Source organism: Bradyrhizobium elkanii USDA 76 (assembly GCF_023278185.1).
In the GTDB taxonomy this organism is placed as follows: domain Bacteria; phylum Pseudomonadota; class Alphaproteobacteria; order Rhizobiales; family Xanthobacteraceae; genus Bradyrhizobium; species Bradyrhizobium elkanii.
In genome coordinates this window covers 2,661,640-2,686,744 of sequence record NZ_CP066356.1, presented here as the reverse complement: position 1 = coordinate 2,686,744, position 25,105 = coordinate 2,661,640, and the positions used below count along the sequence as shown (strand labels likewise).

Genomic DNA, 25,105 nt, shown 5'->3' with positions numbered 1-25,105 from the left:
ACCTAGGCTGACTTCCGCTGCGGCCTTGCTGCCGGCTTCTTTGCCGCAGCTTCCTTCGCGGGTTTCTTGCCGGCGATCGGCATCAGCATTTCCTTTTGACCGCTTGCGGCCTTGCGCGGCTTCCTGGCCGGCTTGGCTGCTTGTGCGGCCTTTTCGCCGCCAATGCTCTTGCGCAGCGCGTCCATCAGATCGACGACGTTCTCGCCACGCGGCCGCGCTTTCGCGGTGATGGGCTTGCCGGCGCGTTTCCTGTTGATGAGATCGATCAGGGCGGTTTCGTACTGGTCTTCGAACTTCTCAGGTTCGAAGTGACCCGACTTTTGATTGACGATGTGCCTGGCGAGATCGAGCATGTCCTTGGTGACTTTGACATCCTGGATGTCGTCGAAATACTCGGCAGCTGAACGCACCTCGTAAGGATAGCGCAGCAGCGTTCCCATCAGACCCTTGTCCATGGCATCGAGCGCGATGATGTGCTCGCGGTTGGTCAGCACCACGCGCCCGATCGCGACCTTGTTCATCTCGCGGATGGTTTCGCGGATCACGGCGAACGCATCGTGCCCGACCTTGCCGTCAGGACACAGATAGTAGGGCCGGATCAGATATCGCGGATCGATCTCGCTCCGATCGACGAACTCGTCGATCTCGATGGTTCGCGTCGATTCCAGTGCGACGTTCTCGAGCTCCTCCCTGGTCACCTCGATGAAGGTGTCGTCGTCGACCTTGTAACCCTTGACGATGTCCTCATTGGCGACCTCTTCGCCGGTGTCGGCGTCGACCTTGGCGTATTTGATCCGGTGGCCGGTCTTGCGGTTGAGCTGGTTGAACGAGACCTTCTCGGATTCGGACGTTGCCGGATACAGCGCGACCGGACAGGTGACGAGCGAGAGCCGCAGGAAGCCTTTCCAGTTAGCGCGGGGGGCCATGGGAACTCCGATACTGATGCCGGATTCAAGACGATCCGCAGGCCCTGGTTCCGACAGCACCGCCTCCCCAACAGGACAATTTTTTCTCCGTCACTGCCCGGGGCGACTCGACATTTGTTCTTGTTATGTTCTAATTCGGCATGACCGACCGACCCGCGAGCTGGCGCAAGCCGACCCCGAAGCAGATGGAAAAACTGGCCGCCGAGGCCGTCCACAGGCCGGCTCCGCCCGCCGCGGCTCCGGATGCACCGCTTCCCGCCGAATACTGGGAATCGGTGCTCAAGGATCCTCGCGCCGATACGACCGACGTCCAGATACGGCAACGGCGTCTGTCTGACATTCGGCGTCACGTCCTTCGCGTATCGTGCCGCCGCTGCGAGCGGATCGTCGAAATCCAGACAGCCGATGCAGTCCGATTGTATGGCCGCAACGCAATCTGGAAGGACGTCGCGCAGCGGCTGCTCGACAATACCTGCCGGCAACGAACCGGCAGGCATGAGGAAGACGGTTGCTGGCCGGCGTTCGAAACGCCGTAGCGAGCTCCAGGTCGCCGACCCGATCTCTTTGTACCGGGATGTCTGGATGGCCCCAAAATACCACCCTACACCCTTGTCAGGCAGCGGCCGCAAGGCACTGACGAAGGAGCTCGGCAAGGCGCGCGCAATGGCCAGCATCCTGGCCGCCCGATCCGCGGAGTTGCGGACAAAGGGGGAAGCACTCATCCGACAGGCAAACAAGCTGCTGTGCGAGAGCTGGAACGAACGCATGTGGTCCGACGGAGAGCCGATCGCCCCGTCCCCGGCGATCGACCAGGCCGTGAATGGAGGCTTCCCCTGGCTCGAGATCATGTGCGAACGTTGCAAGACGTCGAGTGACGTCAACCTCGCGGCGTTCAAGCATCCGCGAACCCACTTCGTGCATGATCTCGCCACCCGGCTGCGCTGCCGAAAATGCACCAACGCGAGCGGGCGTCCCTCCACGACTTTGTTACAACTGGCCGGGCAGCCGCGCCACCCTCGGACCGGACCCTGACCGATGTGCAATCTCTACTCGATCACGACCAACCAGGCCGCCATCAGCGCGCTGTTCCGCGTCGTCAACCGCTATGTTGGCAATCTTGCGCCGATGCCGGGGGTCTTTCCCGATTACAAGGCACCGATCGTGCGCAATGGGCCCGGCGGCCGCGAACTCACGACGGCCCGGTGGGGAATGCCGTCATCGCAGCACGCCCTGATGGAGGCGACCAAAAAGCGCGCAGCAAAGCTCGAGGCGAAAGGCAAGGCGGTCGATTTCAAGGAGCTGCTGCGGATGGAGCCGGACGGCGGCACGACCAACATCCGCAACGTGAAGAGCAAGCACTGGACGAAATGGCTCGGCGTCGAAAACCGCTGCGTGGTGCCGTTCAACTCCTTCAGCGAGTTCAACAAAGCCGAAGGCGGTGATATCTGGTTCGCGCTCGACGAGAGCCGTCCCCTCGCCTGCTTCGCCGGCATCTGCGCCAGCTGGACGTCCGTTCGGAAGGTCAAGGAAGGCGAGACAACCAACGACCTCTACGCGTTCCTCACAACGGAGCCGAACGCCGAGGTCGGCGCCATCCACCCGAAGGCGATGCCGGTGATCCTGACATCGCCGGACGAGGTAGAAACCTGGATGACGGCACCTCCCGATGAGGCCCTGAAACTACAGCGGCCGCTCGCCGACGAAACGCTCAAGATCGTTGCCCGCGGCGTCAAGGAAGATACGGCTGGGCTAGCGCCGTGACCATCGAGAACGATGACGAACCAGGCAACTGCGTCGGTTCAGTAACACCGGATCATCCAGATCGATATGGACGCCCTCGATGCGTCCGTTAAGCGGCGGGACAAGCCGTCGTGGCCATGCGCAACGACAATCGACCGCTGTCCTCCCTGGTGACAAGAAAGGCTCCCGCGCGCAGCGCGGGAGCCCAATATCCCGGCCTAGTCTCCCGGATTCCAGATCAGGAAGAAGCCGTTGTCATCGCCCAGGCCGGCGGCTCGGCCGAGATTGGCGTAGAGCTTGCGAGACCCAAGTTCGGGTGCTGCGAGTGACAGGCTGACGTAGTCCTTGCCGCTGCTCTCCCCGCGCCGGATCCAGCCGGCGCCGATCTCAACTCCCTGGGCGATGATGCGGAAATCCGGCTGAGCCTCAGTCGACTTGCCGCTATTGGGAACGATGTCGATGTGGGCGCGGATCGACAAGGTCTTGAGCTCGCCCCTGTAGCCGCCGTTGTCCGTGCGGGTGACGAATCCGATTGCAGTCATGTGGTCTGTCTCCTTCGCTGCCGCAGGGCCGATCCCCTGCGTTGGCGAGACCGTCATGGGAAGCGAGACGGCATTGAACCCGCCGGGGCGAAGCGCAGCGGCGCACCCGAGACAGCACCTTTTTTGCAGCGGAGCGATCGCGAGGAGACGGCTTGCCGGCGGGGAAAAAAGGAGCCGGCGAGGGTTTCGGATGGCGTCTCGCTTCCCATAGGTCGTCACGTCCACAAGCAGGGAAGTCGTCCGCGGAAGGAGCCAAGGATGAACACTGATCGCATCGAAGACTCCGAACCGAGCGTCTCAGGCGGCGCGGCAGGCCAATGCACAACCTGTCAGATCTGCCAGTATCGGCGAGACACCCAGCCCGGTAAAATCGTTCGAGGCATATCGAGCAGCCGACGCGAGCAGCCGACGAAAGTCATTGAGCGGTGAGGACGGTCGGTCAGTGAGGGAGTCGACCGCCTCGCTTAAGCCAGCCGACTTCGCGCACGTGATAAAGGAGGAGCAAGCGTCACCCAGTCAAAGCTGAACTGGCCCAAAGCAGATGGAGCATATCGCAAAAGTGATCGACATCCGCATCTAGGACAATGTTGGCGCGCCTGCCCCGAGCCTTCTTCGCAGCCGCCCTAGCCTGCCCAAACTGCCGCTTGTCGCAATTGAGCTGCCGTCCACGAGCCGATTGTATGTGCCGATGGGCACCGATGACCTCGAGACGTCTAGCTCGCGTGGAAGAACGCCTCCTGGCGATTGCGCTGAGGGGCGCGGTACTCCCGATCATTGCGGGCGAGTACCAGCTCCTCCGATCCTCGTCCGGCAATTCAGGCCAAGCACAAGCTTCAGGGGACCAGAAAAAAAACAACGGCGTCCGCGTGAAATTCGATCACAGTTAGTGCTTCGCAGATCGCGATTTCGCTAACATGGCCGACCTCTCAAATCGCCGGGAGAACATTGGCCCGAACGAGCCTCTCCGGCTTTCTGTGGCGGCGGCCGTGGCATTCCCGGATGGTTCGATGACCGCTTCCGGATTGCGCCGAGAGAACGCTCGCGGGCGACTCATCATCGAACGCATCGCGGGCAAGGACTACACGACACTTTTTCATATTGAGCGAATGAGGGAATTATGCCGCGTCGAAGCAAGGGGGCCAGGCTCCAGCTCAAAGCCGCCCGACGAGACAAGAGCGGCAAGATCACCCACAGAGCAACCTGGATCATCCGGGACAACGGCCGGGATATCGGCACAGGCTGCGTTGCAGATGAAATTACGGCCGCCGAGCAGGCGCTGAAGGATTACATTGCGTCGAAATACATCCCCAAGCGTAAGGCCCAGGACATTGAATCGATCCCCATCGGGGATGTGCTCTCGATCTACCTTGACGCCGAGCTCGCCAAGCTCCGCGATCAATTCAAGGTCGCTGAAGATCAGGAAGAGACGATTCCCGGCATACGCAAGTTCAAGAAGCGCATCGGACGGCTGAACGATTGGTGGGGCGCCAAGATGCTCGCCGATGTCGATGGCGAGCAGTGCCGTCAATTCGCAAAAGAGCGCGGCAACAAAGGAGGCTCACGGCGCGACCTCGAAGACCTGCGCGCGGCCATCAATCATCACGCTGCAGAGGGCTATCATCGAGGGATCGTCAAGATCACGCTGCCCGCCAAGGGCGAGCCGCGCGATAGATGGCTCACGAGATCCGACGCCGCCAAGCTGATCTGGACGTGCTGGCGCTACCGCGAGATGCAGAAAATGTTCCGGGGTCCGCTCAAAGGCCAAAAGGTCGCGACCGGGAAGCGGCCCTTACGCCATCTCGCACGGTTCATTCTGATCGGCGTCTACAGCGGATCCCGAGCCGGCGCGATCGCAGCAGCCTCACCCATTCCGGCGGTCGGCCGCGCTTTCGTCGATCTGGATCGCGGCATCTACTACCGACGCCGCCAGGGCGACGCAAAGACCAACAAGCGGCAACCGCCGGTGCCGATCCCGCCGCGCCTGCTTGCCCATCTTAAGCGGTGGCATCAGATCGACCATCACGCAAAGCACTTCGTGGAATTCAACGGAAAACCCGTCACCTCGGTAAAGACGGCTTTCAAGACCGCCGTCGGACTGGCCGGTCTCGGCGCGGGCGTCTCGCCTCACACACTCCGGCATACGGCAGCAACCTGGCTGATGCAGCGCGGCGCCGATCCGTGGCAGGCGGCGGGCTATTTGGGCATGTCGCTTGACGTTCTGCTCAATACCTACGGTCATCATCACCCGGATTATCTTGCGGACGCTGTCGAGAAGATTGCCAAGCGAGACAGAAAGGCCGAAGGAAATCGGGACAGTTTCGGGTCGGTCCTGCCATTGCGTAGATAGAAGACGCAGCTGAATTTGGATTGTTAGCGCGGGTTATGACTACCAAGTTCACCTGAAGTCCCAGGAGCTTCCTTTTGCGGCGGAGAGAGTGTCAGTCAATCACTATTGAATGATAACGCACTTTCGAGCTTTCTAACCAAAACCCACCGTTGGAGCTACGGCCGAAAGGGGGTTGTGTCCGACAAAACTCAATTCCATACCCACCGCTCCGAACCTCACGAGGTCGTGTCCAAAGCTCTCACGGATCGGTAGGATTGGCGGACGTGACGTCGCTTGGCACGCGTCGGGCGCCTCAGGGAGAAGGAATCGGGGGTTTGAGTCAGGGGTCCGTTACTCCGCTAAATCGCTGCTTAGCCGGCTTTCAGTCCACAGCCTGTTGGCGACCGCGCCGGAAATACCTCTCTTCGTTGCTCTGGACCGCTCGACTTTCTCGTCAGCCCTCTCGGCGAACGCGCCAACCACGCGGACGTTCGCCGCTTGCGGCATTTGAGGAACTCACCTGAGAGCCCTTGGGGTTGCCCTCGAACGGCTCGTATGCGCGTCGTCCGTAAGACTAGGCCGACTGCATCGCGACGCCGACGGATCATACGGCAGGGCCCGACGTCTCCGGCAGCGTTTCGAGATGACACGCCACCCATTGACCGCCGCCAGCCGATCGAAGTGTCGGCTCCTCTGATTTGCAGCGATCGAAGACGAACGGGCACCGGGTGTTGAAACGGCAACCGCTCGGCGGATTGATCGGGCTTGGGACGTCGCCCTTCAGGACGATTGGGTTTCGGACCGCGCCGGGCTTCGGCACCGGCACCGCCGAGAGCAAAGCCCTGGTGTAGGGATGCGCCGGCGAGGCGAAGATCTTGTGGCTCGGCGCCATTTCGACGATCTTGCCAAGATACATCACAGCGACACGGTGCGTCATGTGCTCGACAACAGCCAGATCATGGCTGATGAACAGCAACGCAAGCCCGAACTGCTGCTGCAGATCCTGCAGCAGATTGACGATCTGCGCCTTGACCGAGACGTCGAGCGCCGAAACCGCCTCGTCGCAGACGATCAGATCCGGCTCCGCCGCAAGCGCGCGGGCGATGCCGATGCGCTGGCGCTGACCGCCCGAGAATTCATGGGGCCGCCGGTTCAGCGCGTCATGCGGCAGGCGCACGGTGTCCATCAGTTCCGCGACCCGCGCCTCGAGATCGGCGGCGGATTTGGCGAGACCGAAATTGCGGATCGGCTCGGCCAGGATGTCGCGCACCCGCATCCGCGGATTGAGGCTGGAGAACGGATCCTGGAACACCACCTGCAAACGACGGCGAATGGCATGCAGCCCGCCGGGCGAGAGATCGTCGATGCGCTGGCCATCGAGCACGACCTGGCCGGCGGTGATGTCGAACAGCCGCAGGATGGCGCGGCCGACCGTCGACTTGCCGCAGCCGGATTCGCCGACCAGCGAGAGGGTCTCGCCGCGTCCGACCTCAAAGGACACGCCATCCACGGCGTGGACCGCGCCGGAGCTGCGGCCGAACAAGCCGCCGCGAACCGGAAAATGCTTCTTGAGGTCGTTGACCTGGAGCAGCGGAGCACTCATGCCGCGGCCGCCTCCTTGGCAGAATAATGGCAGGCGGCGATGTGGCGGGGCCCCTTCTCTTCGAGGCCCGGCGCGACCTGACGGCAGAGATCGGTTGCAAGCGCGCACCGCCCGGCAAAGGCGCAGCCCACGATCGCCTGCTTGAGGTTGGGCACTTGCCCGGGAATTTCGGCAAGCCGTCGCGCCGCGCCGGTGAGGGACGAGCCGAGCCTGGGCACCGCGCCGAGCAGGCCCTGCGTATACGGATGACGCGGAGATCGGAACAGCGCGGCCACCGGCGCTTCCTCGACCTTGCGGCCGGCATACATCACCATGACGCGCTCGGCGATCTCGGCGACCACACCGAGATCATGGGTGATCAGCACGATCGCCGCGCCGACGCTACGCTTGAGCTCCAGCATCAGTTGCAAGATCTGGGCCTGGATCGTCACATCAAGCGCCGTGGTCGGCTCGTCGGCGATCAGGAGCTTTGGATTGCAGGCCAGCGCCATCGCGATCATCACGCGCTGGCGCATGCCTCCCGAAAGTTGATGCGGATATTCGCGCACGCGCCGTGCCGGCTCCGGGATGCCGACCAGATTGAGCATCTCGACGGCGCGCGCCTCCGCGGCCTGCTTGTCCAGTCCTTGATGCAGCCGCAACGTCTCGCCGATCTGGCGACCGACGGTCAGCACCGGATTGAGGCTCGACATCGGCTCCTGGAAGATCATCGAAATGTCATTGCCGCGAATGCCGCGCATCTCGCGCTCGGACAGTTGCAGCAGGTCCCTGCCCTGGAAACGGACAGCGCCCGCGATCCTGCCCGGCAGCTCCGGAATCAGCCGCATCAGCGACATCGAGGTGACCGACTTGCCGCAGCCGGATTCACCGACGATGGCCAGCGTCTCGCCTTCGGCGACCTGGAAGGACACGCCGTCGACGGCGCGGTTGATCCCGTCGGGAGTGCGGAAATGGGTCTGCAGATTCTCGACTTCGAGCAGTGCCATCGGATCGAAACCTCGTCTGTCCTACAGGCTCTTGGCCAGGCGTGGATCGAGCGCATCACGCAGACCGTCACCGAGCAGGTTGACGGCGAGGACGGTGACGGAGAGGAACGCTGCGGGAAAGAACACGATGTAAGGCTTGACCTGCCACAGCGCCCTGCCCTCGGCCATGATGTTGCCCCAGGACGGAATCGTCGGCGGCGTGCCGGCGCCGATGAAGGAGAGGATGGACTCCACGATCATGGCGCTGGCGCAGATGTAGGTGGCCTGGACCAGCATCGATGCCAGCGTGTTCGGCAGGATGTGGCGCAGGATGATCATCGGCGTTCGCGTGCCGGATGCGACGGCGGCGTCAACATAGGGCTGCTCTCGCAGCGACAGCACGACGCCGCGCACCAGACGCGTCACGCGCGGAATTTCGGCAACGGTGATGGCCAGGACGACGTTGCCGACGCTGCCGCGCGTCAACGCCATCAGCGCGACCGCGAGCAGGATCGGCGGTATCGACATCAACCCGTCGATGAACCGCATCAGGATGCCGTCCGCCCATCGCACGAAGCCCGAGACGAGGCCGATGGCAAGGCCGGCGAGCGAGGCGAGAGCCGCCACCGAAAGGCCGACGGTGAGCGAGACCCGCGCCCCGTAAAGAACGCGCGAGTAGATGTCGCGGCCCAGCATGTCGGTGCCGAACCAGAAGTGCGCCGAGGGCGCGCGGGTCCGCTTGGCGGGCGCCAGCGCGGTCGGGTCGACGGTTCCGAGATAGGGCGCGAAGATCGCGATCAGGATCAGGCACAGCAGCAATGCGCCGCCGATCGCAACCGTCGGATGACCGCGGAGAAAACCGATCAGACCGTGCCGGATCTTCACCGGCCGCAGCAGTTCAGGCAGTTGCGGCGCGATAACCAGGCCCGGTGGCAGGGCCGCAGTGCTGGTGGTGGATATGGTCAATAGCGGATCCTCGGATCAACCAGGGTGTAGACGACGTCAACCATCAGATTGACCAGCACGTAGAGGAAGCTGAACAGCAGCACGATGCCCTGAATCACCGGGTAGTCGCGCCGCAGGATCGCATCGATCGTCAGTCGGCCGAGGCCCGGAATCGCGAACACGCTTTCAGTCACCACCGCGCCGCCGATCAAGAGGGCGATGCCGATACCGATTACAGTCACAATCGGAACGGCGGCATTCTTCAGCGCATGAACGAACAGGATGTTGCGCATTCCAAGGCCCTTGGCGCGGGCGGTACGGATATAGTCCTGCTGCAGCACTTCGAGCATGGAGGCACGAGTAATGCGCGCAATCAGCGCGATGTAGACGCAGCCGAGCGCGACCGCCGGCAGGATCAGATTCTGCAGCCACGGCCAGAAGCCTTCGCTGAGCGGCGTGTAGCCCTGCACGGGAAGCCACTCGAACTTGAGCGCGAACACGTAGGCGAGCACGTATCCGACGACGAAGACGGGAAGCGAGAAGCCGAACACGGCAAACGTCATGATGGTGCGATCCAACCAGCTTCCCGCCTTCCACGCCGCCACCACGCCAAGCGGGACTGCGACCAGGATCGTCAGCAGCAGAGTGAGCACCATCAGCGAGAGTGTCGGTTCGATGCGCTGCGCAATCAGCGTCGAGACCGGCAGGCTCGTGAAGATCGAGGTGCCGAGATCGCCGTGGAGGATGTGCCAGAGCCAGGACCCGAACTGCACCAGGAACGGCCGGTCGAGGCCGAGGGTCTGGCGTATCCGTTCGACGTCGGCGGGGCTCGCCTGATCGCCGGCGATTACCACCGCAGGGTCGCCGGGCGCAATGTAGAGCAGGCTGAAGACGAACAGCGCGACGATCGCCATCACGGGCAACGTCGCGAGAATCCGCCGCAGGATATACGAGACCATGTCGGTTTACCGTGCCGTCATGCGGTCTTCGACACGCCCCAGAAGAACGGCAGCGGCCCCTTCACGATTCCGGAGACGTTCTTGCGCCACGCCGTATAGCCGAGGAAGAAACCGGTCGGCGCATAGACCACGTCGTCGAGTGCCGCCTTGTTCAGGCGATTGATCGCCGCCTTCTCTTCATCGAGATTCTTGGCTCCGAACCATTCCACGACTTCCTTTTCCGCGGCATCGCTCGAAGGCCAGCCGAACCACGCCTTGTCACCATTGGCGCGAATGGCGTTGTAGGGGGCGGGGTTAATGCAGTCGGCGCCGGCGTGCCAGGTGTGGAACATCTGCCAGCCGCCCTGCCCCGGAGGCGTCTTCTGGGCGCGACGGGAACCGACCGTGCCCCAATCGGTCGCGACGAAGTCGACATTCATGCCGAGTTTCTTCAACAAATCCGCCGTGACGTCGCCCTGCGCCTTGGTGATCGGTTGATCTTGCGCCACCAGGCAAGTCACCGGCTGGCCCGAATAACCGCTCTCGGCCAGCAGCTTCTTGGCCGCGTCGAGATCGCGCTTGCCCTTGAGTATCTCGCCGCCCGCCTCCGAATAGAGTGGCGTACCCGGCGTGAAGAAGCCCGGCAGCGGCTTCCAAAGCGAGGTGTCATCCCCCACCAGCGCCCGCATGTAATCTTCCTGGCTCATCGCCATCAGCACCGCACGCCGCGCTCTCACGTCGTTGAAGGGCGGGTAAAGGTGGTTCATCCTGAACGAACCCACGTTGCCAAGCGGATCGGCGATGTCGACGCTGATGTTGCGGTTGCTCTTGAGCACCGGCACGAGATCGGTGATCGGGCTCTCCCACCAATCGACCTCGCCGTTCTGCAGCGCCGCCGCCGCCGTGGCCGGATCCGGGATCACCACCCATTCCAGACGATCGATCAGCATCTGCTTGCCGCCGGCGAGCCAGGACGCCTTCTCCTGCCGCGGCACGTAGTCGGTGAATTTCTCGAACACCGCCTTGGCGCCGGGCACCCATTCGGCCTTCGCGAACTTCATCGGTCCCGAGCCGACATAGTCCGTGATCTGCTTGAACGGATCGGTCTGCGCGATACGCTCCGGCATGATGAAGGCGATCGGCGTATTGTTCTTGCCCAGTGCGTAGAGCAGCTTCGAGTAAGGCTGCTTCAAGACCAGTTTGAAGGTCCTGTCGTCGACGGCGGTCAGTTCCTGCTGAAGCGCCTTGATCATGAGCCCCATCGGATCGCGGGCCGCCCAGCGCGTGATGCTCGCGATCACGTCCTTGCTGCGCACCGGCTCGCCGTCGTGGAACTTCAGCCCCGACCGGAGCCGAAAGGTCCAGGTCAGGCCGTCATCGGTGACCTCCTCGGACTCAACCATCTGGCGCTGCGGCTGCAGCATCGCGTCGACGCCGTAGAGGGTGTCCCACACCAGTGCGGCGGCATTGCGCACCACGTACTGGGTCCCCCAGATCGGATCGAAATTCGCGAGATTGGCCTGAGGCACGAAGCGCAAGGTGCGCGCCGCCGCGCCTTGGGAAAGGGCCGGCATCGAAACACCGCCGGTCGCCGCCAGGGCGCCTGCCCCGGCCAATCCTTTCAACAGAGTCCTGCGATCCATGAAGTTCTCCAAGCGTCGGGGTGTTGCGGCGACTCCGCCCTGCTTCGGCGGCGGGTTTCGGTACAGGTGAGGTCAAACCGGCGGTCGGACCGATGATGAGTGATTATTTTGCGTGCAAATGGTATGCCAGCGCAGTCCACCTGAGTTGGGACCGGATCGGATAGCAGCGGCTTTCGGACAGACGCATTTTCAACGTGAATCACAACCGGCTTGCGGGCGCCGGTCAGGTACCTGCCAAGAATTTCGACATGGTCGTGATGTCGATGCGGGCGTTATCCGCAAGGATCGACGCTGACGACGCCGTCGATCAGATTGAGGCCGAGCAAAAATTCAGGGCTGAGATGCACACGCAATAGCCGCTCGGCGACAATGCCCCGCGCCAGCGCGGGCCTCTTGGCGACGCGCAGCGACCGCTTCCTCGATCGATACCGCCTCGAAGCGGAACGTCGTTCCGGGCCTCGCCTGGGCCAGCCGACCGAGATCGGGACCGATGACGGTGGCGATCTTCGGATAGCCGCCGGTTGATTGACGATCGGCCATCAGAACGATCGGACGGCCGTCCCCCGGCACCTGGATCGCACCCATCGCGATGCCGAGATCGTAGGAATTGTTGATGATGTCGGCAGCCGTTTCGCTGATGCCGGCCGTGCTCTGCTTCAATCTGCTGGGCGACGGGATCCGCGGGCACGGCGACGTCGATTGACGGCAGCGTGGCCCCCGTCGCCTCCACTTCGCTGCTGCCAGCGGGAAAATCGACCGCGCAGTCGTTCAGACGTTGAAGAAGCTGAACGGCGCGGCATTGACCTTGCCGTTGTCGTCAAGCGTCGTGACCAGCGCAATCGGCCTCGGTACGACGATCCCGCACAACAGCTTGTATCGGGCCTGCGGATCAAGCGCGTTGAAGGCGATGCCCGACATTCAGTTTTCCGGAGGCGGCTGTGCGCCGGTACGACTGGTGATGAGGCCGTAATGCTCGATGCGGCGATGTTGGGCGAAGTTGAAGATCGTGCTCTTGCCGAAGGCGGTGGCGTCGAGATCGCAGGAGTGAACCAGCAGTTCGTCCTCCTCGGTCTTGGCTTCGACCACGATCTCGCCGTCGGGATTGACGATCAGCGTGCCGCCGATCAAGGGGTGACCATCCTCGACGCCGGCCTTGGCGACACATACGACCCATGTGGAATTCTGATAGGCGCCTGCCTGCACGGAGAGGCGGTTGTGGAACAGCCGCTTCGCGGGTCCCTCCTCGCTCTTTTCGGCGTTCACCGAGGGGGTGTTGTAGCCGATCATCACCATCTCGACGCCCTGCAGACCCATCACGCGATAGGTCTCCGGCCAGCGCCGGTCGTTGCAGATCGCCATGCCGAGGATCCCGTCAAGCTCACGCCAGACGTTGAAGCCGAGATCGCCGGGCTCGAAGTAGCGTTTCTCCAAATGCTGAAAGGCGCGCTCGGCATCGAACTCCGCATGACCGGGCAGATGAACCTTGCGGTACTTGCCGACGATCCGGGCGGACTTGTCCGTCAGGATGCTGGTGTTGAAATGGTGTCCGTCCGGCGTCAGTTCAGCGTAGCCGAAGTTCATCGCGATCTGGTGGAGGGCCGCGCGCTCGAACAGCGGCATGGTCGCCGCATTGGGCATCTCGCGCTCAAACCAGCGGTCGACTTCGGACTGGTCCGTCATGTACCAGCGCGGGAAGAATGTGGTGAGCGCCAGCTCGGGGTAGACGATCAGGTCGGCGCCGCGCGCCTTGGCTTGATCCATCAGCGCGATCATGCGCTTGACGACCGCCTCGCGACTGTCGGCCTTCTGGATCGGACCCATCTGGGCGGCGGCAACATTGATGACGCGCATGAGTTTTCCCTGGTTGTTTGACCTGGTGTTGCGTTGGAGCATCGTCGAAGCCTAGGTGCCGGCGCGACGGCCGCTGCCCGCAACAGTGAACCACGGTAACAAGCGCTCCTGGCGGCCCGGCGGAGGCACACATCGGGGATCGGCTATCGTCCTCGTGCTTCCGAAAGATTCGTCGCGATCGCACTGAGCGCGGTCGGCTCGATAACACCAGCGCGTTCAGTGATGACGGAGTACTGCTCGGGCCGTCGATGAGTGGCAAAATTGAACATCTTGTCCTTGCCCTGGCGACAAAGGTCGAGATCGAGGTCAGCGACGACGACTTCATCCGCCAGCGTCTCCGCTTCGGCGACGATGCGGCCATTCGGATCGACGATGCAGGAGCCGCCGATCAATCCGGAACCATCCTCGTCACCGGCCTTGGCAACCGCGATTGCCCAAGTCGCGTTCATGTAGGCATTGGCCTGCGTCACCGGCTTTGAATGGAAGGTGCGCAGCGCGGCATCTTCCGTGGCGCCGCCGTTGAGGTCGTAGGCCGCCGAATTGTAGCCGACGCAGACCAACTCGACACCCTGCAAGCCCAGCACGCGCCAAGCCTCGGGCCACCGGCGATCGTTGCAAATCATCATGCCGATGATCGCGTGACGCCAATCCGCTCCGGCGCGGAAAGCCGGAAATCCAAGGTCGCCATACGTGATGTTGCGCTTTTCAAGCTGCTGGTAGCGCGCGCCGGCGCGCGGTTCAACTGAACCCGGCAGATGCACCTTGCGATAGCGACCAAGGATCTTACCGTCACAATCGACCAGGATCGAGCAGTTGTAGCGTCGTTCATCAGGAGTCTGTTCGGCGTAGCCGATATAAAATCCGACGCAAAGCGCCCGAGCACGATCAAACAGGCGCTGCACGGCCGGATTGGGCATGCCGCGCTCGAAATACTGGTACAGCGCGCCGTCTTCGAGGTACCACGGCGGGAAGAAGGTGGTGAAGGCCAACTCGGGAAATACGATTAGACTCGCGTCGCGCGCGGCAGCCGTCTCCAGAAGCTCCAGCATCCGGCCAAGCGTATGCTCTCGCGAATCCGCTTTCTGCGTCTGCCCCATCTGGGCGGCCGCGGCGCGGAGTATGCGTGCCAATACTGCCTCCAATCTGTGCGAATTGCTTATGCGGGAGGCGGAGGGCCCACTCTGTCAGCGCTCCGCTGTGTCGTTGATTAGGTGAAAACGGCCCACAAATTGCAATCACCCGTGCTATGATATTTCGGGTGAGACCATAATCGGCACTTATATGAACCTTCGCCAGTTGGAGATCTTGCGTGCAGTCATCCGCCATCGAACCACAGTCGCGGCGGCGGACGAACTGGCGCTGTCGCAGCCCGCGGTCAGCAATGCGCTGAAGGCAATGGAGGCGCAGGCCGGCTTTTCCCTGTTCGAACGGGTCAACAACCGCCTGTTCCCGACATCAGAGGCTATGGCGCTTTACAAGGAGAGCGAGGCGATCTTTGCGCTTCACGCCAAACTTGAAAATCGGGTGCGCGACCTGCGTGAATGCCGTTCGGGACTCCTGTCGATCGTGGCGACCCCGCCGCTCGCCTACGGCATTATTCCGCCCGCACTATCGGACTTCCTGCGTCAGCGGCGGCAGACCAGGGTCTTCTTCGACGTCCGTCGCTATGAAGGAATTATCGAAGGGGTGACGAGCCGGGTCGCCGAACTTGGCTTCGTGCTCGGCCTGTCGCATCATCCAGGCATCGCGCATGAGGTGGTCCACACCGGCGAAATGGTTTGCGTAATGCCGCCGAAGCATCCGCTGGCCGAACGTCCCGTGATTTCCGCCTCCGATCTGGTCGGCCTGCCCTTCATCGGGCTGGAGCGTGGAACACGATTGGGCGAAGCCATACGCGAGAGCTTTGCCCAGGCCGGGGCGCCGTTCCAGCCGACCGTGGAAGTGCGATACTGCAAAACTGCCTGCGTGCTCGCGGCTGCCGGCGTCGGCGCTGCCGTCGTCGATCCGTTCTCTCCGCGCCAGGGCGGCAGCCACGACCTCGTTATCAAGCCTTTCACACCCAGGACGCCGGCAGTAGCCCACATGCTTTGGTCGGAGGCCGAACCACTGTCACGCCTGGCGGAGGCGTTCCTGGACGAAGTTCGGCAGGCGAGCCGGGCGCTCGGCCCGGCCGAAGCGGGCCGTGCGCAGATTTCTTGACATCTTCTCGATGCCCAGCAGGCTGGAACGCGCCCCAGGAATTCTGACACGTTGTTGAGCCTGAAGTCGGCTTGCGTGCGCACAGCGCCATTGTCCACCCGAAGGGCCCATGGCAAGGCTTCGAGGTGGAATTGAAGGGAAGTTCGCCGCGCTCGTGAGCAGAGGGTCTTTCCGGATTCTCTCCGCGTCGATTGACTGATGTGGGCGAACGCCGCCGTGTACGAGGACGGCCGCGTTCATTCAATTCGGCACGTGTCCGATCCGGCACACTCATGTGCGGTCTCAATGACGGCCATTTTCTGAGAACCACCAGCCTCGCGATGAAGCCCGGGCGAGCGCCCTATATTGTTAGCGATGTTGCTTAGCGCCTCGCCGCCGGAAGAGGCCGCCACGATCGACGCATGATCAGTCGGCGAACTCTGTCGTAGGAAATCGTAGTTTGGCCTGCAAAAAGTTCTGTGCGTCAAGTTCAGCAAAATTGATCATGGGGTCCGGCCGAGCCATCCCCTCGGAGCCGCCGTCGCTCGCTTGCCCAAAAGCGCAGCGCTGGCGAGCGACGGCGGCGGAGAGGGGTGGCGTCCATCCCCTTGGTGGGCCTGAGCATCGTCAGGCCGCCTGGCGTAACGCCTCCTTCTTGTGCTCCTTCAACAGATCCATGTTGAGATAGCGATGGTCCTCGAGCCAGGCCTCGTGACGCTCGACGGTCAGCGCCCGCACCAGCCTTAGGCAGCTCTCGGCGTTGGGAAAGATTCGCACCACGTAGGTGCGCCGCCGGATCTCCTCATTGAGACGCTCCAGCATGTTGGTCGACTTCAAGTGCTTGCGGTGCGCCAGCGGCAGCCGGAAGTAGGTCAAGGTCTCCTCGATGTTGTCCTCGACCCAGCCGGTGAGCTTGGGGTACTTGCCGCCCCATTTGGCAAGCCACGCCGCCAGATCGCGCCGCACCTCGCCAAGATCGCGCCGGTCGTACATCCAGCGCAGCTCGAGCAGGCAATCGTCATCGACCTTGCGCGGCACATAGTCGAGCGCGTTGCGCAGGAAGTGCACGTAACAGCGCTGCCAGAACACCCCGGTGAGGACCTCCGGTATCGCCTTCTTCAAGCCGGGATGATCATCGGAGACGACGAACTCCACGCCATGCAGGCCGCGGGCCTTCAACCCTTCCAAAAACTCTTTCCAGCTCGATCGGCTCTCCCGGTTGGCGAGTTCGACCGCGAGCACCTGACGTCGGCCCTCCCAGTCAACCCCAATCGCGATCAGCACCGCCTGGCTTGCGATGATGCCATCGTCCCTGATGCGCTCATAGCGCGCGTCAAGGATTAGATAAGGGAACGGCTCCTTGAGCTTGCGTTCGCAGAACGCCTTCAGCGACGCATCCAGCCGCTTGTTGATCGCGCTGATCGCCGAGGCCGAGAAGGCATGGCCCACCAGTTCCTCGGTGACCTGCTTGACCTTCCGCGTCGAGACGCCTTGCACGTACATCTCGGCCAAGGCCGCAACCAGCGCCTTCTCCGAGCGCTGATAGCGCTCGAACAGCTCGGTCGAGAATCGCCCCTGCCGGTCCTGCGGCACCTTCAGCTCGATTTTGCCGACCCGGGTGATCAGCGAGCGGGGATAGTAGCCGGAGCGATAGCCAAGCCGGCCCTCGCTGCGTTCCCCTTTCTCCGCACCCAGCGTCTCCGTCATCTCGGCTTCGAGAATGTCCTGCACCGCACTCTGGATCAGCGGCTTCAGGAACTCCTTGTCCGACCTCAACAACTCTTTGACTGCAGAGACATCCGTCCTAATCTTTGTCACGGTCATGGCGGGTCCAAGCTCCTCTACGAGCGGTGATCTTCGCAATCACCGGACTTACCATGACCGCTTCAGCCTCTCAGCTTTTGCAGAACCTCCCGCACACTACCCTGCAAAATCGTGCAAATGGCGGAGAGAGTGTCAGTCAATCTGCATTGACGTACAAGCAGTTTTTCATCTCAGCAAGTGGGCACCTACGGTCCTCGCTACCAGTAATTGGCTCATCAGTGCGCCCGCTTGCTGCCTCAAGCATCTGTAGGATCGCGTAAGAATTAGTGAGAAGGCATAGCAGAAGTCTGCAACTTCGCTTAGTCCGCTATGGATTTACTCACCGGCGGGCGGACGCATTAGGCATGAATGCAGCACACCGCCTAGCCGGAAGCATTTCAGCAACCGCGGCAGATATTCTTTATCTTGGCAGCTGTCCGAGCTTCTTCTGCTGCAAACGGGTCTTTGTATGAAGGTCGCCCTGCGTCGCTTTCAACGATTGCTGGTTTTTCCAATTTCGGAGGATAGGCCGCGTCGTAGCAGGCCAGGCGTGCGGTCGCGCCTCCGATGGCGCGACAGTCCGGCCCCTTAGCGATGGCGCTTTGCACACATGTAAACAAAGCCAACGCTGCAATAATTCTTCGCATCGAATTTCCCTTTTTTACGCATATGGTCGATTGGTGCATAGTTACGAAACCAAGATCTACTTCCAGGAAGGCCACTCCCATCCGACACTTTCCGAGAAGATCCAACGGGCAAAAAATGTCACTTGTCCCGTCCTAGTCTCCTGCACTGATCGTTGCGCCAGCGTCTCGCTGAAATCGAGAGTTTGCTGCCATGGCCCGATCTTTCGGCTCGGCCGCAATTGTCTTGATCTTTCAGGCAGAATGCCCGCCAGTCTTCATTGCTAAAAACGCAGTGAGGCAAAATAGATATCAAGGCATTGAGTCGAATTCAGCAGGCACCCTACCCGCTCGAAAGAACACAGTGGGCTGGTCGTCGTAGTCGCCCGTCTCGGTATCCGAGTTTGTCGAGAAGGCAACGACGCCTGCCTTGCTCATGGCAAGCCTTTCGGCAGTTCGACGCGCACTTTCCTCGCTCCGGCACGCAATTGGCGCATCGGCCTTTAACTGATCGCCTTTCGCAGGGTCAAAGGACTGAACGAGAAAGTGCGTCTGGCGCGACATCGTGACCGCTCTTCAGGACCGTCGTCCATATTCTACCGACCAGCTATGCATGTCCTGACGCGCAGTCTCGATCCGACCAATTGAGCTCAGATTGACGCACCTGCGGTTCGTCACGTTTCGGCTTCATCGGTTGCCGTCGCGGGTGCCTCCGCTTCGTTGGCGCACAGAACCGAGCCGGCGTCATCCGCACCTCATGAGGCACGAATGGCAATCTCGGGTCGCGCAATCCTTGACCCGGCTTGCTGGTACGCTCGTCAACTCTTTGTCGCTGCGTTTGCGAGCTCCGTTTCGATCCCGGTGGCACAAGCCTTTGCGAACGAGTAATCCATGCTCGTGGACGCCACATTCTTCACGAATTCGCTGACGACGCCTTCTTTGGAATAAGCGCTTGCCGCCTTGAATTTAGCGAGAGCGCCGTCGGCGGCTGTGAACTGAGCGACGCAAAGCGGTACCAGAACAGACATCCGGCCGCTGGTCTCCGCCGTGGTGCGCATGATTCTGGCGCTCTCCCCCGTGACCCAACCGCCCCAGATAAATCCAATCGCCATGGTTGTCACCGCGCCGAACGCAATTCCTTGAAGGAAGTGGGTCCGTGCCTCACCTTGCAAGATTGCAGGAAGCTTCATGAAGGTCGCCTTTGTTGAGCGCGCGCGGACACGCATCTGCGACGCTGACGCGCTGTGATAAAACACAATGTTATGATTGCGCCTTCCGATGGCACGTGAGCTGCTGCTACGACGACTGGCGGCGACTTCGGAAGTCGCTACTTCATGAGCAGCTTCGAGGTGAGCATTTTGCTAACCTGTACACCGACGCTATATGGCTAGCTTGATGGTGTAAAGGGCGTTCTGCTCTGCGGCGGGCTACGCACGCAGATTGTCGCTCGTTTCGTGAACGCTACTGGAGAGGGATTGCGACAGTTGGCTACTTCCACTGCTTATCGGATAAAGTCCTCGACGATTGGCCCGCTTTGCGAAGCGCGATGTGGCATGCCCCGTCACCGCCGGTCAGCGCGACGACCAACCCGACGAAACAATCCTCCGCAGTGTGCAATTCGCGAAGAATAGCGATGGCCCGCTTGTCGCTCATTCGCGGCAGCAACATCACGGTATTAGCACCTGACATTTCGAGCACTGAAAGCTGCTGGTCTCCGGATCAATGCAGGCAAACCCGGCCGGCACATGATCGGCGCGTGTAGCGGTGTCGCCCCTCACATAAGCGTAGCCATCGGCCTGTGAGAGCCGTGCCACGTCCAGCATCCCACAACGTGGACACTCAAGGTCTACGGTCCATTCGTCGCGCGTGGTCATTCGCTGCTTTTCGGGACGGAACCACGCGACCCCAGCTCATCGGCCTGGCCAGAATCAATGAATTCCTGGGCCTCCGTCTCAGTAGCGAAGGTGATGAGTCCATTACCGACTACGCCACCATCGAGGAGTTCAGCCACTGCGTATGCGCCGCCAATGGAGAGGCACGTCGTCCAACCGATGCGGTTCTTCATTCATTGAGTATGCGCCGTGGCCGGTCAACATGCCAGCCCAAACCTCACCACAATCGAACTGGCTCATTGTCTAAGTTTGAGGAATGTTTGGAAGTCGGCTAGCTTGGCACCATCACCGATCCGATCTGGGCATTTTCCGGTGACAGAGAGACGCTACAGCGCTCCCGCCTAATTCGGGAGCAATTGCATGCGTAGGTACTTTTTCGATCAGCGCGAAGGTGACGAGATGATTCCCGACGAACAGGGGATAGATCTCGTTTCGCTGGAGGCTATGCAGCACGAAGCAACCTTGGCGCTGGCACACTTGGCCAAGGATGAAGTTCGACGCTGCACTGTCGATGCTCCCGCACGCCGTCTTGCAACCAACGTTCGTGACGAAGATGGACCGGTTTTACGGGCGACGTTCACCTTCGAGATCAGACGTTTCCAGTGAGGGCCATATTCGCCTCGCTCGGCGCGAGAGGTCGCCAACGCCCGATGCGCCCGCAATAGAGCCATCACAGTAATCAAAAGCAGGAGAAACAGTGGAGCACCCCACCGGCGGCACAATACAGTCGACCAGGCCAAGCTAGGAAATGGAAAGCTCCTCGCTTTTGGCGGAAGCGCACTTAACTCTCAGTGACCGATAGATGCCGACGAATGGGCGGTTATCGGGCATCATCATGCGTTCGCCGGGCGGAACAGGGATCGCTTGAGGCGCCCCGGCCGCGACAACGGACCGCGAGAAAGCGGTAGCTAATGCGGTCGAAAGAGCGCATGGTGGCTTATGGGCGAGCCGACATCGGCGCCCGAGCATTGGCAAAGGGCGGGCGTACATGAAAACTCGCTCGCGACGGGAAGTCGTCACCTTCAAGCATTCGTTCCAGATCAGAGGCATCGATCACCCTCTCCCTGCCGGGCGCTACGAGGTCATCACTGACGAGGAGATGATCGAAGGACTTTCCTTCGCGTCTTATCGCCGTGTTGCGACCATGATGATCGTGCCGGCAGCCTCGCACGGCGCCAGGATGGAGATGTTTTCCATCGGCCCGGTCGATCTGGCGGACGCCCAACGGATCGACGCGAGCATGCCGGATGAGTGACGAACCGCTCGATCTGGACAAACATCGCGGAATTGCAGCGCAGAAGGCGACCGAAATCCGCCGCGCAATGACGGATGTCGAGAGCCGTGCGCGGGAGTTGCGCGAGCGGCAAAGCGTGCTGGAAAGCGGACTAATGTCGGTCGCCGCGACCTCTTGGCCGGAAGCCGCCGCCAAGGCGCGGTACGTGCTGAATATCTACGCTGCGAGCCTGTCGCCTGACGACACACGGCATCGCGATCTCGTCGCGGCTATTCTGGCGGATTTTGCCCGGCTCGATGGGCAGGGCTGAAACTGTGCCGGCTTCGGCCAACGGAAACGGATTAGTCGCATGGCACTTGAACAAGCCTGTTTCACCAGTTTCGAGTACGACCGCATGATCGTCCAATTCTCGATGCGCGACGGCGCGAAGGTCATCCCGTGCGCGATCTCGACCTCCGCAATGGATGAGCTGGAAGGTGCGGGACGCGCAGCATCGAGCGAGCGCGAAGCACAGTTCATGCGACTCCGGGCGCGCATTGAAGCCCGCGCCACCGTCAAATACACGGCGGGCGAGTTCGAAGGTGTGCCCGCCGGGATCATCCTGAGAAGCATCGACTTCAGGACGCCGCGATAGTCGCACACCACTAAGGTAGTCCAAAACCAGGGAGGTCACGCTTGAAGGGCGACATAGTCAACAGTGATGGCGTGCACGTCGCCGTGGTGATCGATTCCGCTATTTTCGACCTTAAGGGCCGGAAGCTTTACGATCTGAAGGGCAGCAGGATTTATCGGCTCTCCGGTGAACTGGTGGGTCACCTCGACGAAGCCGGTGGCTCCTTGAGACGGCTCGACAAGTCGGCGGACAGTTTGTTCTAGCAACTTCAGCACGGAAGCACTGTCGCGAGGAACCGGAATGACACCAGGACGTTTCGCGAAGGCGGCGCGAGGTCATGAATCGCAAGACCGCCGCCAGCAGCGGACGAACAACACGAGGCCTAACCCGAAGTCGTGTCTCCCGAGACCCGCCTCTTAACTTAGGGAGGATCGAGTGCCAGGGATGATCAGAGACCGAACCCTCAGCCGCCAGGGCACAACGGCCGCGGCGCGAGAAGCCAACAAGATGTTCCGAAAAGTGGAGGCAGCGCCGAGCGAGCATGCCAAAGCCGACAAAGCGTTCCAGGCCAACCGCGAGCGTCTCAAGGCCGAGCGATTGGCGCGAGAATCCAAGAATCCCGTCGAACCGACAAGAAAGCCCGCTAGATGACGTCGCATGATCGCGAAGCGAGGCAGGCGATCGTTCGCGAATGGGACCACTGGATCAAGACGCAGCCGCTTGATGGAGAAGCCTGCGCACGCGACGCGCGGCGATTTTTCCTCGAAATCAAAGCCAGACGCGAGCCAACACTACTGGATTTTCGGTCAGGCGCCGAGGACAAATGGGAGATCGTACATCAATGGCTCATGGCGGAGCGGCGGATCTCATGCTAGCCAATTGTGTCGAGGCGGAGAACCGAAAGCGAGAAAGGCCGACAGCTGCAGCGCCGTTACTGCTTTGTCTCGCTTCTGTCGAAAATGAGAGCGGCTTGGAATACGCGTCCAACAACGGTTCTCACCTCAACCGAGAGGTCCGGTCGATCGTCCAGAGTGGCAAGGTCACGCGCTAGGCCTGCCAACGATTCTGCTGCCTCGACTTCAGCTTCACGCTGCGTTGCAAACTCCATCCCTTCCTCATCGGGATAAATTCCGCTGTGTTCTCTGATGTCGAAGTCGTAGCGGATCATCCGCGGTTCCTTTCGGCGGCAGCAGATGGAAGGCGGATTTCGTTCCTCGTACTGACACGCTCCTCCCTCGCAATGCCATTTTCAATGGATCTGGCGTGCTGGTCGGGATCCTGGACGCTTGTCGGTCATTTGACAGCGCCCACAGAGAGCATAGTGAATAGAGCGTCATCACCCTCAATCTGCGCTGTTTCTCGGCTGGTCGCGTACCCGTGGGCCAGCTCAACGTTTGCTTCGGAAACGTGCCATCTCCAGCGCGTCGGCGCTTGAGGCGTCACGGTGACCTCTAGCAAGCGAGGTGTGAAATAGGTTTTCATTTCCTCAATATGAGCCCTAACCCATCCGATTCCTAGGTATATCCAGCTGCCACAATCTAACTAGGCAAATTGAAAGCTCTGCGTCCGCTGAAACCATCCGGCTTCGATAAAGTTTCACGCGACATTCAGACCCGTCGCTTTCCCTCAGCCGAGTCAAACCGGCCGATATTCTTGCTAGGTGACGGAGATCTGCGGCAAAGGCGGCTTGCGCTCTGGCAGCTTTTTCTTAGGAGGCGCCGGCAGCAATCCTTCGCGGATCGCCTGCTTCCGAGCGAGCTTGCGTGCCCGACGAATGGCCTCCGATCTTTCACGCGTCTTTCTTTCCGAAGGCTTCTCATAGGCGCGGCGTTGCTTCATCTCCCGGAAGACGCCTTCGCGCTGCATCTTTTTCTTCAGGACTCGAAGTGCTTGGTCGATATTGTTGTCGCGAACAAGGACCTGCATCAAAACTCCTCGGTGGCTGCGAACTTGAACAGTCCTGCACGCAGCCTTCGCGCAGGGGAGGTTCACCAATGTGAGGATGAGAGTGACGGCGAAATTCTTCGCCGGCTTCGAATAAGCCAGCCTACTCGCCACGCCGATACGTTGGTAAAATAAGCGGATCACTACCGCACGGCCGTGTCAATCGATTAGGCTTCCCTCGGTGGGCCAATTCGAAGCTTTCGATCGGCGGTGGAGGCCGTCTGAAACAAATCAGCACTCTCCCTTGTATATGGGCCGCACATAGCGTACATATGAACTGCATTCGATTAGCCGCTGTGCCTTGTTGAACGTGCCCGCGGGCTCCTTTTCCAAAGACATCGACAAAGTTGAAATCACCGCGTGACTGTCACGCGGCACGCGCTCGTGCGCTTTGGAGAACAAGATGACGACAGGTACTGTTAAGTGGTTCAATAGCCAAAAGGGCTTCGGTTTTATCCAGCCAGTAGACGGCAGCAGCGATGTGTTCGTTCACATCAGCGCGGTCGAACGGGCCGGTCTTTCGAATCTCGCGGAGGGCCAAAAGGTCCGCTACGAGGTCAAGACCGACAGGATGCGAGGCAAAGTCAGCGCCGAGAGCCTCTTGCTGGCGTGAGTTTCGCCTGGTCGTTTCACGGATGTACTGAAACGACCATGCTGCCCGCTCGATCTCCGGATTGAGCGGGTTTTGCCCGTTGAGCGGTGGTGAGCATGAGCGTCAAGAAGCCGGCAGAACTATCACCGGAAAGCATCGCGCGTGCCAACCGAAAGCGATTGGCCGCTGAAGAAGGAGCGCGCGCGATGGTGGATGTCGGAAGGCACGCCATCGAGGTTCGCAAGAACATGGCGCGACTTCGAGAACTCCGCGAGACCAGGGAAGCCGCCGCTGCAATGCGTCTGGCACCGTTGCCGGCGCCTTCGCCAAAGAAGCGCACCAGGAAGTTGCCGCGATAGTCAACTTCGGCAGTGGTCGACGATTGTGTCGAGGACCAAGCCTCACCAAGCCGGAGCATGCAGATCATGCGTAGAGCCAAGTCACTCGGCGACGGAACAATAACGTTCTCTCTTGCGCTCGGCGCAGCTCGACAGGTGTGCCGGCTCACGACGACATTTCAGACGGACAAGCAAGCCCTTAGTTATCTTCATAAATACCGGACGGAACTGGAGCAGATGGCGCGGGCGCGCCTTGCGTCGGGGCAGCTTGAAGACGGGATCGTGGTGCTCTCGATGCTCTAGCTTTGGCCGGCACCGCGATGCGACGCTATCTTTCCTATCCTCCCAGAGGAAGACGCCTAGCCCTTTAGTTGAACGAATTTCATCATGGTACGTTGTTCTCCATCAC

Annotated in this window: 31 protein-coding genes and 1 pseudogene; 14 read left to right on the top strand and 18 right to left on the bottom strand. The window is 61.1% G+C overall.

Annotation, left to right across the window (positions count from 1 at the left end; all coding sequences use genetic code 11):
- Window positions 1–2 precede the first annotated feature (2 nt).
- Entirely contained in the window at window positions 3–926 is a 924-nt protein-coding gene (ku, locus tag JEY66_RS12880; protein ID WP_018273159.1) for a non-homologous end joining protein Ku, read from the bottom strand.
- A 140-nt stretch (window positions 927–1,066) separates the two neighbouring features.
- Between ku and JEY66_RS12875 the strand changes: the two genes are divergently transcribed.
- Genes JEY66_RS12875 through JEY66_RS12865 form a run of 3 tightly spaced genes read left to right on the top strand, consistent with a single transcriptional unit; the run spans window position 1,067 to window position 2,687 of the window.
- Window positions 1,067–1,462: a hypothetical protein gene (locus tag JEY66_RS12875; protein WP_018273160.1), complete on the top strand. Its 396-nt coding sequence runs from the start codon at window positions 1,067–1,069 to the stop codon at window positions 1,460–1,462.
- Between the two features lie 46 nt (window positions 1,463–1,508).
- Window positions 1,509–1,958, top strand: coding sequence for a hypothetical protein (locus JEY66_RS12870; RefSeq protein WP_018273161.1), 450 nt, complete (start codon window positions 1,509–1,511; stop codon window positions 1,956–1,958).
- A 3-nt stretch (window positions 1,959–1,961) separates the two neighbouring features.
- A complete protein-coding gene (locus JEY66_RS12865; RefSeq protein WP_018273162.1) occupies window positions 1,962–2,687 on the top strand; it encodes an SOS response-associated peptidase in 726 nt (241 codons plus the stop codon).
- A gap of 197 nt (window positions 2,688–2,884) precedes the next feature.
- Here JEY66_RS12865 and JEY66_RS12860 read toward each other — a convergent pair whose 3' ends face one another.
- Complete coding sequence (locus JEY66_RS12860; RefSeq protein WP_018273163.1) at window positions 2,885–3,208, bottom strand: DUF736 domain-containing protein; 324 nt, start codon at window positions 3,206–3,208, stop codon at window positions 2,885–2,887.
- 1,117 nt (window positions 3,209–4,325) lie between these two features.
- Here JEY66_RS12860 and JEY66_RS12855 point away from each other — a divergent pair.
- On the top strand, window positions 4,326–5,555 hold the full coding sequence (locus tag JEY66_RS12855; RefSeq protein WP_018273164.1) for a site-specific integrase: 1,230 nt from the start codon (window positions 4,326–4,328) through the stop codon (window positions 5,553–5,555).
- A 583-nt stretch (window positions 5,556–6,138) separates the two neighbouring features.
- On the opposite strand, the gene JEY66_RS12850 is transcribed toward JEY66_RS12855, so the two are convergent.
- From JEY66_RS12850 to JEY66_RS12810, 9 genes and pseudogenes are all read right to left on the bottom strand, one after another.
- Window positions 6,139–7,137: an ABC transporter ATP-binding protein gene (locus tag JEY66_RS12850; protein ID WP_018273165.1), complete on the bottom strand. Its 999-nt coding sequence runs from the start codon at window positions 7,135–7,137 to the stop codon at window positions 6,139–6,141.
- Window positions 7,134–8,123, bottom strand: a complete 990-nt coding sequence (locus tag JEY66_RS12845; RefSeq protein WP_018273166.1) for an ABC transporter ATP-binding protein — start codon at window positions 8,121–8,123, stop codon at window positions 7,134–7,136. Before JEY66_RS12845 ends, JEY66_RS12850 begins: the two co-directional genes overlap by 4 nt.
- 21 nt (window positions 8,124–8,144) lie before the next feature.
- Window positions 8,145–9,068: an ABC transporter permease gene (locus JEY66_RS12840; protein ID WP_018273167.1), complete on the bottom strand. Its 924-nt coding sequence runs from the start codon at window positions 9,066–9,068 to the stop codon at window positions 8,145–8,147.
- Window positions 9,065–10,006, bottom strand: a complete 942-nt coding sequence (locus tag JEY66_RS12835; protein WP_018273168.1) for an ABC transporter permease — start codon at window positions 10,004–10,006, stop codon at window positions 9,065–9,067. Before JEY66_RS12835 ends, JEY66_RS12840 begins: the two co-directional genes overlap by 4 nt.
- Window positions 10,007–10,023: 17 nt before the next feature.
- A complete protein-coding gene (locus JEY66_RS12830) occupies window positions 10,024–11,628 on the bottom strand; it encodes an ABC transporter substrate-binding protein (RefSeq protein WP_026193181.1) in 1,605 nt (534 codons plus the stop codon).
- A gap of 272 nt (window positions 11,629–11,900) precedes the next feature.
- Window positions 11,901–12,222: pseudogene (locus JEY66_RS12825) on the bottom strand (5-oxoprolinase subunit C family protein); the annotation flags it as partial.
- Window positions 12,223–12,396: 174 nt separating this feature from the next.
- Window positions 12,397–12,546, bottom strand: a complete 150-nt coding sequence (locus JEY66_RS12820) for a hypothetical protein (protein ID WP_018273171.1) — start codon at window positions 12,544–12,546, stop codon at window positions 12,397–12,399.
- On the bottom strand, window positions 12,547–13,479 hold the full coding sequence (locus JEY66_RS12815) for an N-carbamoyl-D-amino-acid hydrolase (protein WP_018273172.1): 933 nt from the start codon (window positions 13,477–13,479) through the stop codon (window positions 12,547–12,549). It lies immediately after the preceding gene.
- A gap of 143 nt (window positions 13,480–13,622) precedes the next feature.
- On the bottom strand, window positions 13,623–14,609 hold the full coding sequence (locus JEY66_RS12810) for an N-carbamoyl-D-amino-acid hydrolase (protein WP_080650411.1): 987 nt from the start codon (window positions 14,607–14,609) through the stop codon (window positions 13,623–13,625).
- 151 nt (window positions 14,610–14,760) lie between these two features.
- Here JEY66_RS12810 and JEY66_RS12805 point away from each other — a divergent pair, with 151 nt between their 5' ends.
- Window positions 14,761–15,678 (top strand): LysR family transcriptional regulator, encoded by a 918-nt coding sequence (locus JEY66_RS12805; protein WP_018273174.1) that lies wholly within the window; start codon window positions 14,761–14,763, stop codon window positions 15,676–15,678.
- 606 nt (window positions 15,679–16,284) lie between these two features.
- Here the strand turns inward: JEY66_RS12805 and JEY66_RS12800 are convergent.
- From JEY66_RS12800 to JEY66_RS12780, 5 genes are all read right to left on the bottom strand, one after another.
- Window positions 16,285–17,481: an IS256 family transposase gene (locus JEY66_RS12800; protein ID WP_026193182.1), complete on the bottom strand. Its 1,197-nt coding sequence runs from the start codon at window positions 17,479–17,481 to the stop codon at window positions 16,285–16,287.
- Between the two features lie 377 nt (window positions 17,482–17,858).
- The gene (locus JEY66_RS12795) at window positions 17,859–18,188 is read right to left on the bottom strand and encodes a type VI secretion protein (RefSeq protein WP_244620899.1); all 330 of its coding nucleotides are present in this window, start codon (window positions 18,186–18,188) and stop codon (window positions 17,859–17,861) included.
- A gap of 207 nt (window positions 18,189–18,395) precedes the next feature.
- Window positions 18,396–18,647: a hypothetical protein gene (locus JEY66_RS12790; protein WP_016841177.1), complete on the bottom strand. Its 252-nt coding sequence runs from the start codon at window positions 18,645–18,647 to the stop codon at window positions 18,396–18,398.
- 254 nt (window positions 18,648–18,901) lie between these two features.
- The gene (locus tag JEY66_RS12785; RefSeq protein WP_129965232.1) at window positions 18,902–19,273 is read right to left on the bottom strand and encodes a hypothetical protein; all 372 of its coding nucleotides are present in this window, start codon (window positions 19,271–19,273) and stop codon (window positions 18,902–18,904) included.
- A gap of 680 nt (window positions 19,274–19,953) precedes the next feature.
- The gene (locus JEY66_RS12780; RefSeq protein WP_018273178.1) at window positions 19,954–20,148 is read right to left on the bottom strand and encodes a hypothetical protein; all 195 of its coding nucleotides are present in this window, start codon (window positions 20,146–20,148) and stop codon (window positions 19,954–19,956) included.
- A 187-nt stretch (window positions 20,149–20,335) separates the two neighbouring features.
- Here JEY66_RS12780 and JEY66_RS12775 point away from each other — a divergent pair, with 187 nt between their 5' ends.
- The 6 genes from JEY66_RS12775 (at window position 20,336) to JEY66_RS12745 (ending at window position 22,697) form a co-directional block, all read left to right on the top strand.
- A complete protein-coding gene (locus JEY66_RS12775) occupies window positions 20,336–20,581 on the top strand; it encodes a DUF6894 family protein (protein ID WP_018273179.1) in 246 nt (81 codons plus the stop codon).
- Between the two features lie 382 nt (window positions 20,582–20,963).
- Complete coding sequence (locus JEY66_RS12770; RefSeq protein ID WP_018273180.1) at window positions 20,964–21,230, top strand: hypothetical protein; 267 nt, start codon at window positions 20,964–20,966, stop codon at window positions 21,228–21,230.
- Window positions 21,223–21,519 (top strand): hypothetical protein, encoded by a 297-nt coding sequence (locus JEY66_RS12765; RefSeq protein ID WP_018273181.1) that lies wholly within the window; start codon window positions 21,223–21,225, stop codon window positions 21,517–21,519. The genes JEY66_RS12770 and JEY66_RS12765 overlap by 8 nt, the downstream gene beginning before the upstream one ends.
- Window positions 21,520–21,558: 39 nt before the next feature.
- Window positions 21,559–21,843 (top strand): DUF1488 family protein, encoded by a 285-nt coding sequence (locus tag JEY66_RS12760; RefSeq protein WP_016841188.1) that lies wholly within the window; start codon window positions 21,559–21,561, stop codon window positions 21,841–21,843.
- Window positions 21,844–21,884: 41 nt separating this feature from the next.
- Window positions 21,885–22,085, top strand: a complete 201-nt coding sequence (locus JEY66_RS12755; RefSeq protein WP_016841189.1) for a hypothetical protein — start codon at window positions 21,885–21,887, stop codon at window positions 22,083–22,085.
- A 384-nt stretch (window positions 22,086–22,469) separates the two neighbouring features.
- A complete protein-coding gene (locus JEY66_RS12745) occupies window positions 22,470–22,697 on the top strand; it encodes a hypothetical protein (protein WP_016841191.1) in 228 nt (75 codons plus the stop codon).
- A 56-nt stretch (window positions 22,698–22,753) separates the two neighbouring features.
- On the opposite strand, the gene JEY66_RS12740 is transcribed toward JEY66_RS12745, so the two are convergent.
- Both JEY66_RS12740 and rpsU read right to left on the bottom strand, forming a co-directional pair.
- The gene (locus JEY66_RS12740) at window positions 22,754–22,990 is read right to left on the bottom strand and encodes a DUF6894 family protein (RefSeq protein WP_016841192.1); all 237 of its coding nucleotides are present in this window, start codon (window positions 22,988–22,990) and stop codon (window positions 22,754–22,756) included.
- A 488-nt stretch (window positions 22,991–23,478) separates the two neighbouring features.
- Window positions 23,479–23,748 (bottom strand): 30S ribosomal protein S21, encoded by a 270-nt coding sequence (rpsU, locus tag JEY66_RS12735; RefSeq protein WP_026193184.1) that lies wholly within the window; start codon window positions 23,746–23,748, stop codon window positions 23,479–23,481.
- A 421-nt stretch (window positions 23,749–24,169) separates the two neighbouring features.
- Between rpsU and JEY66_RS12730 the strand changes: the two genes are divergently transcribed.
- The 3 genes from JEY66_RS12730 to JEY66_RS12720 all read left to right on the top strand — a co-directional run bounded on the left by JEY66_RS12730 (window position 24,170) and on the right by JEY66_RS12720 (window position 24,999).
- Complete coding sequence (locus tag JEY66_RS12730; protein ID WP_026193185.1) at window positions 24,170–24,379, top strand: cold-shock protein; 210 nt, start codon at window positions 24,170–24,172, stop codon at window positions 24,377–24,379.
- 95 nt (window positions 24,380–24,474) lie between these two features.
- Entirely contained in the window at window positions 24,475–24,717 is a 243-nt protein-coding gene (locus tag JEY66_RS12725) for a transcriptional regulator (RefSeq protein ID WP_080650412.1), read from the top strand.
- Between the two features lie 66 nt (window positions 24,718–24,783).
- Window positions 24,784–24,999 (top strand): hypothetical protein, encoded by a 216-nt coding sequence (locus JEY66_RS12720; protein ID WP_026193186.1) that lies wholly within the window; start codon window positions 24,784–24,786, stop codon window positions 24,997–24,999.
- Window positions 25,000–25,105: the final 106 nt, after the last annotated feature.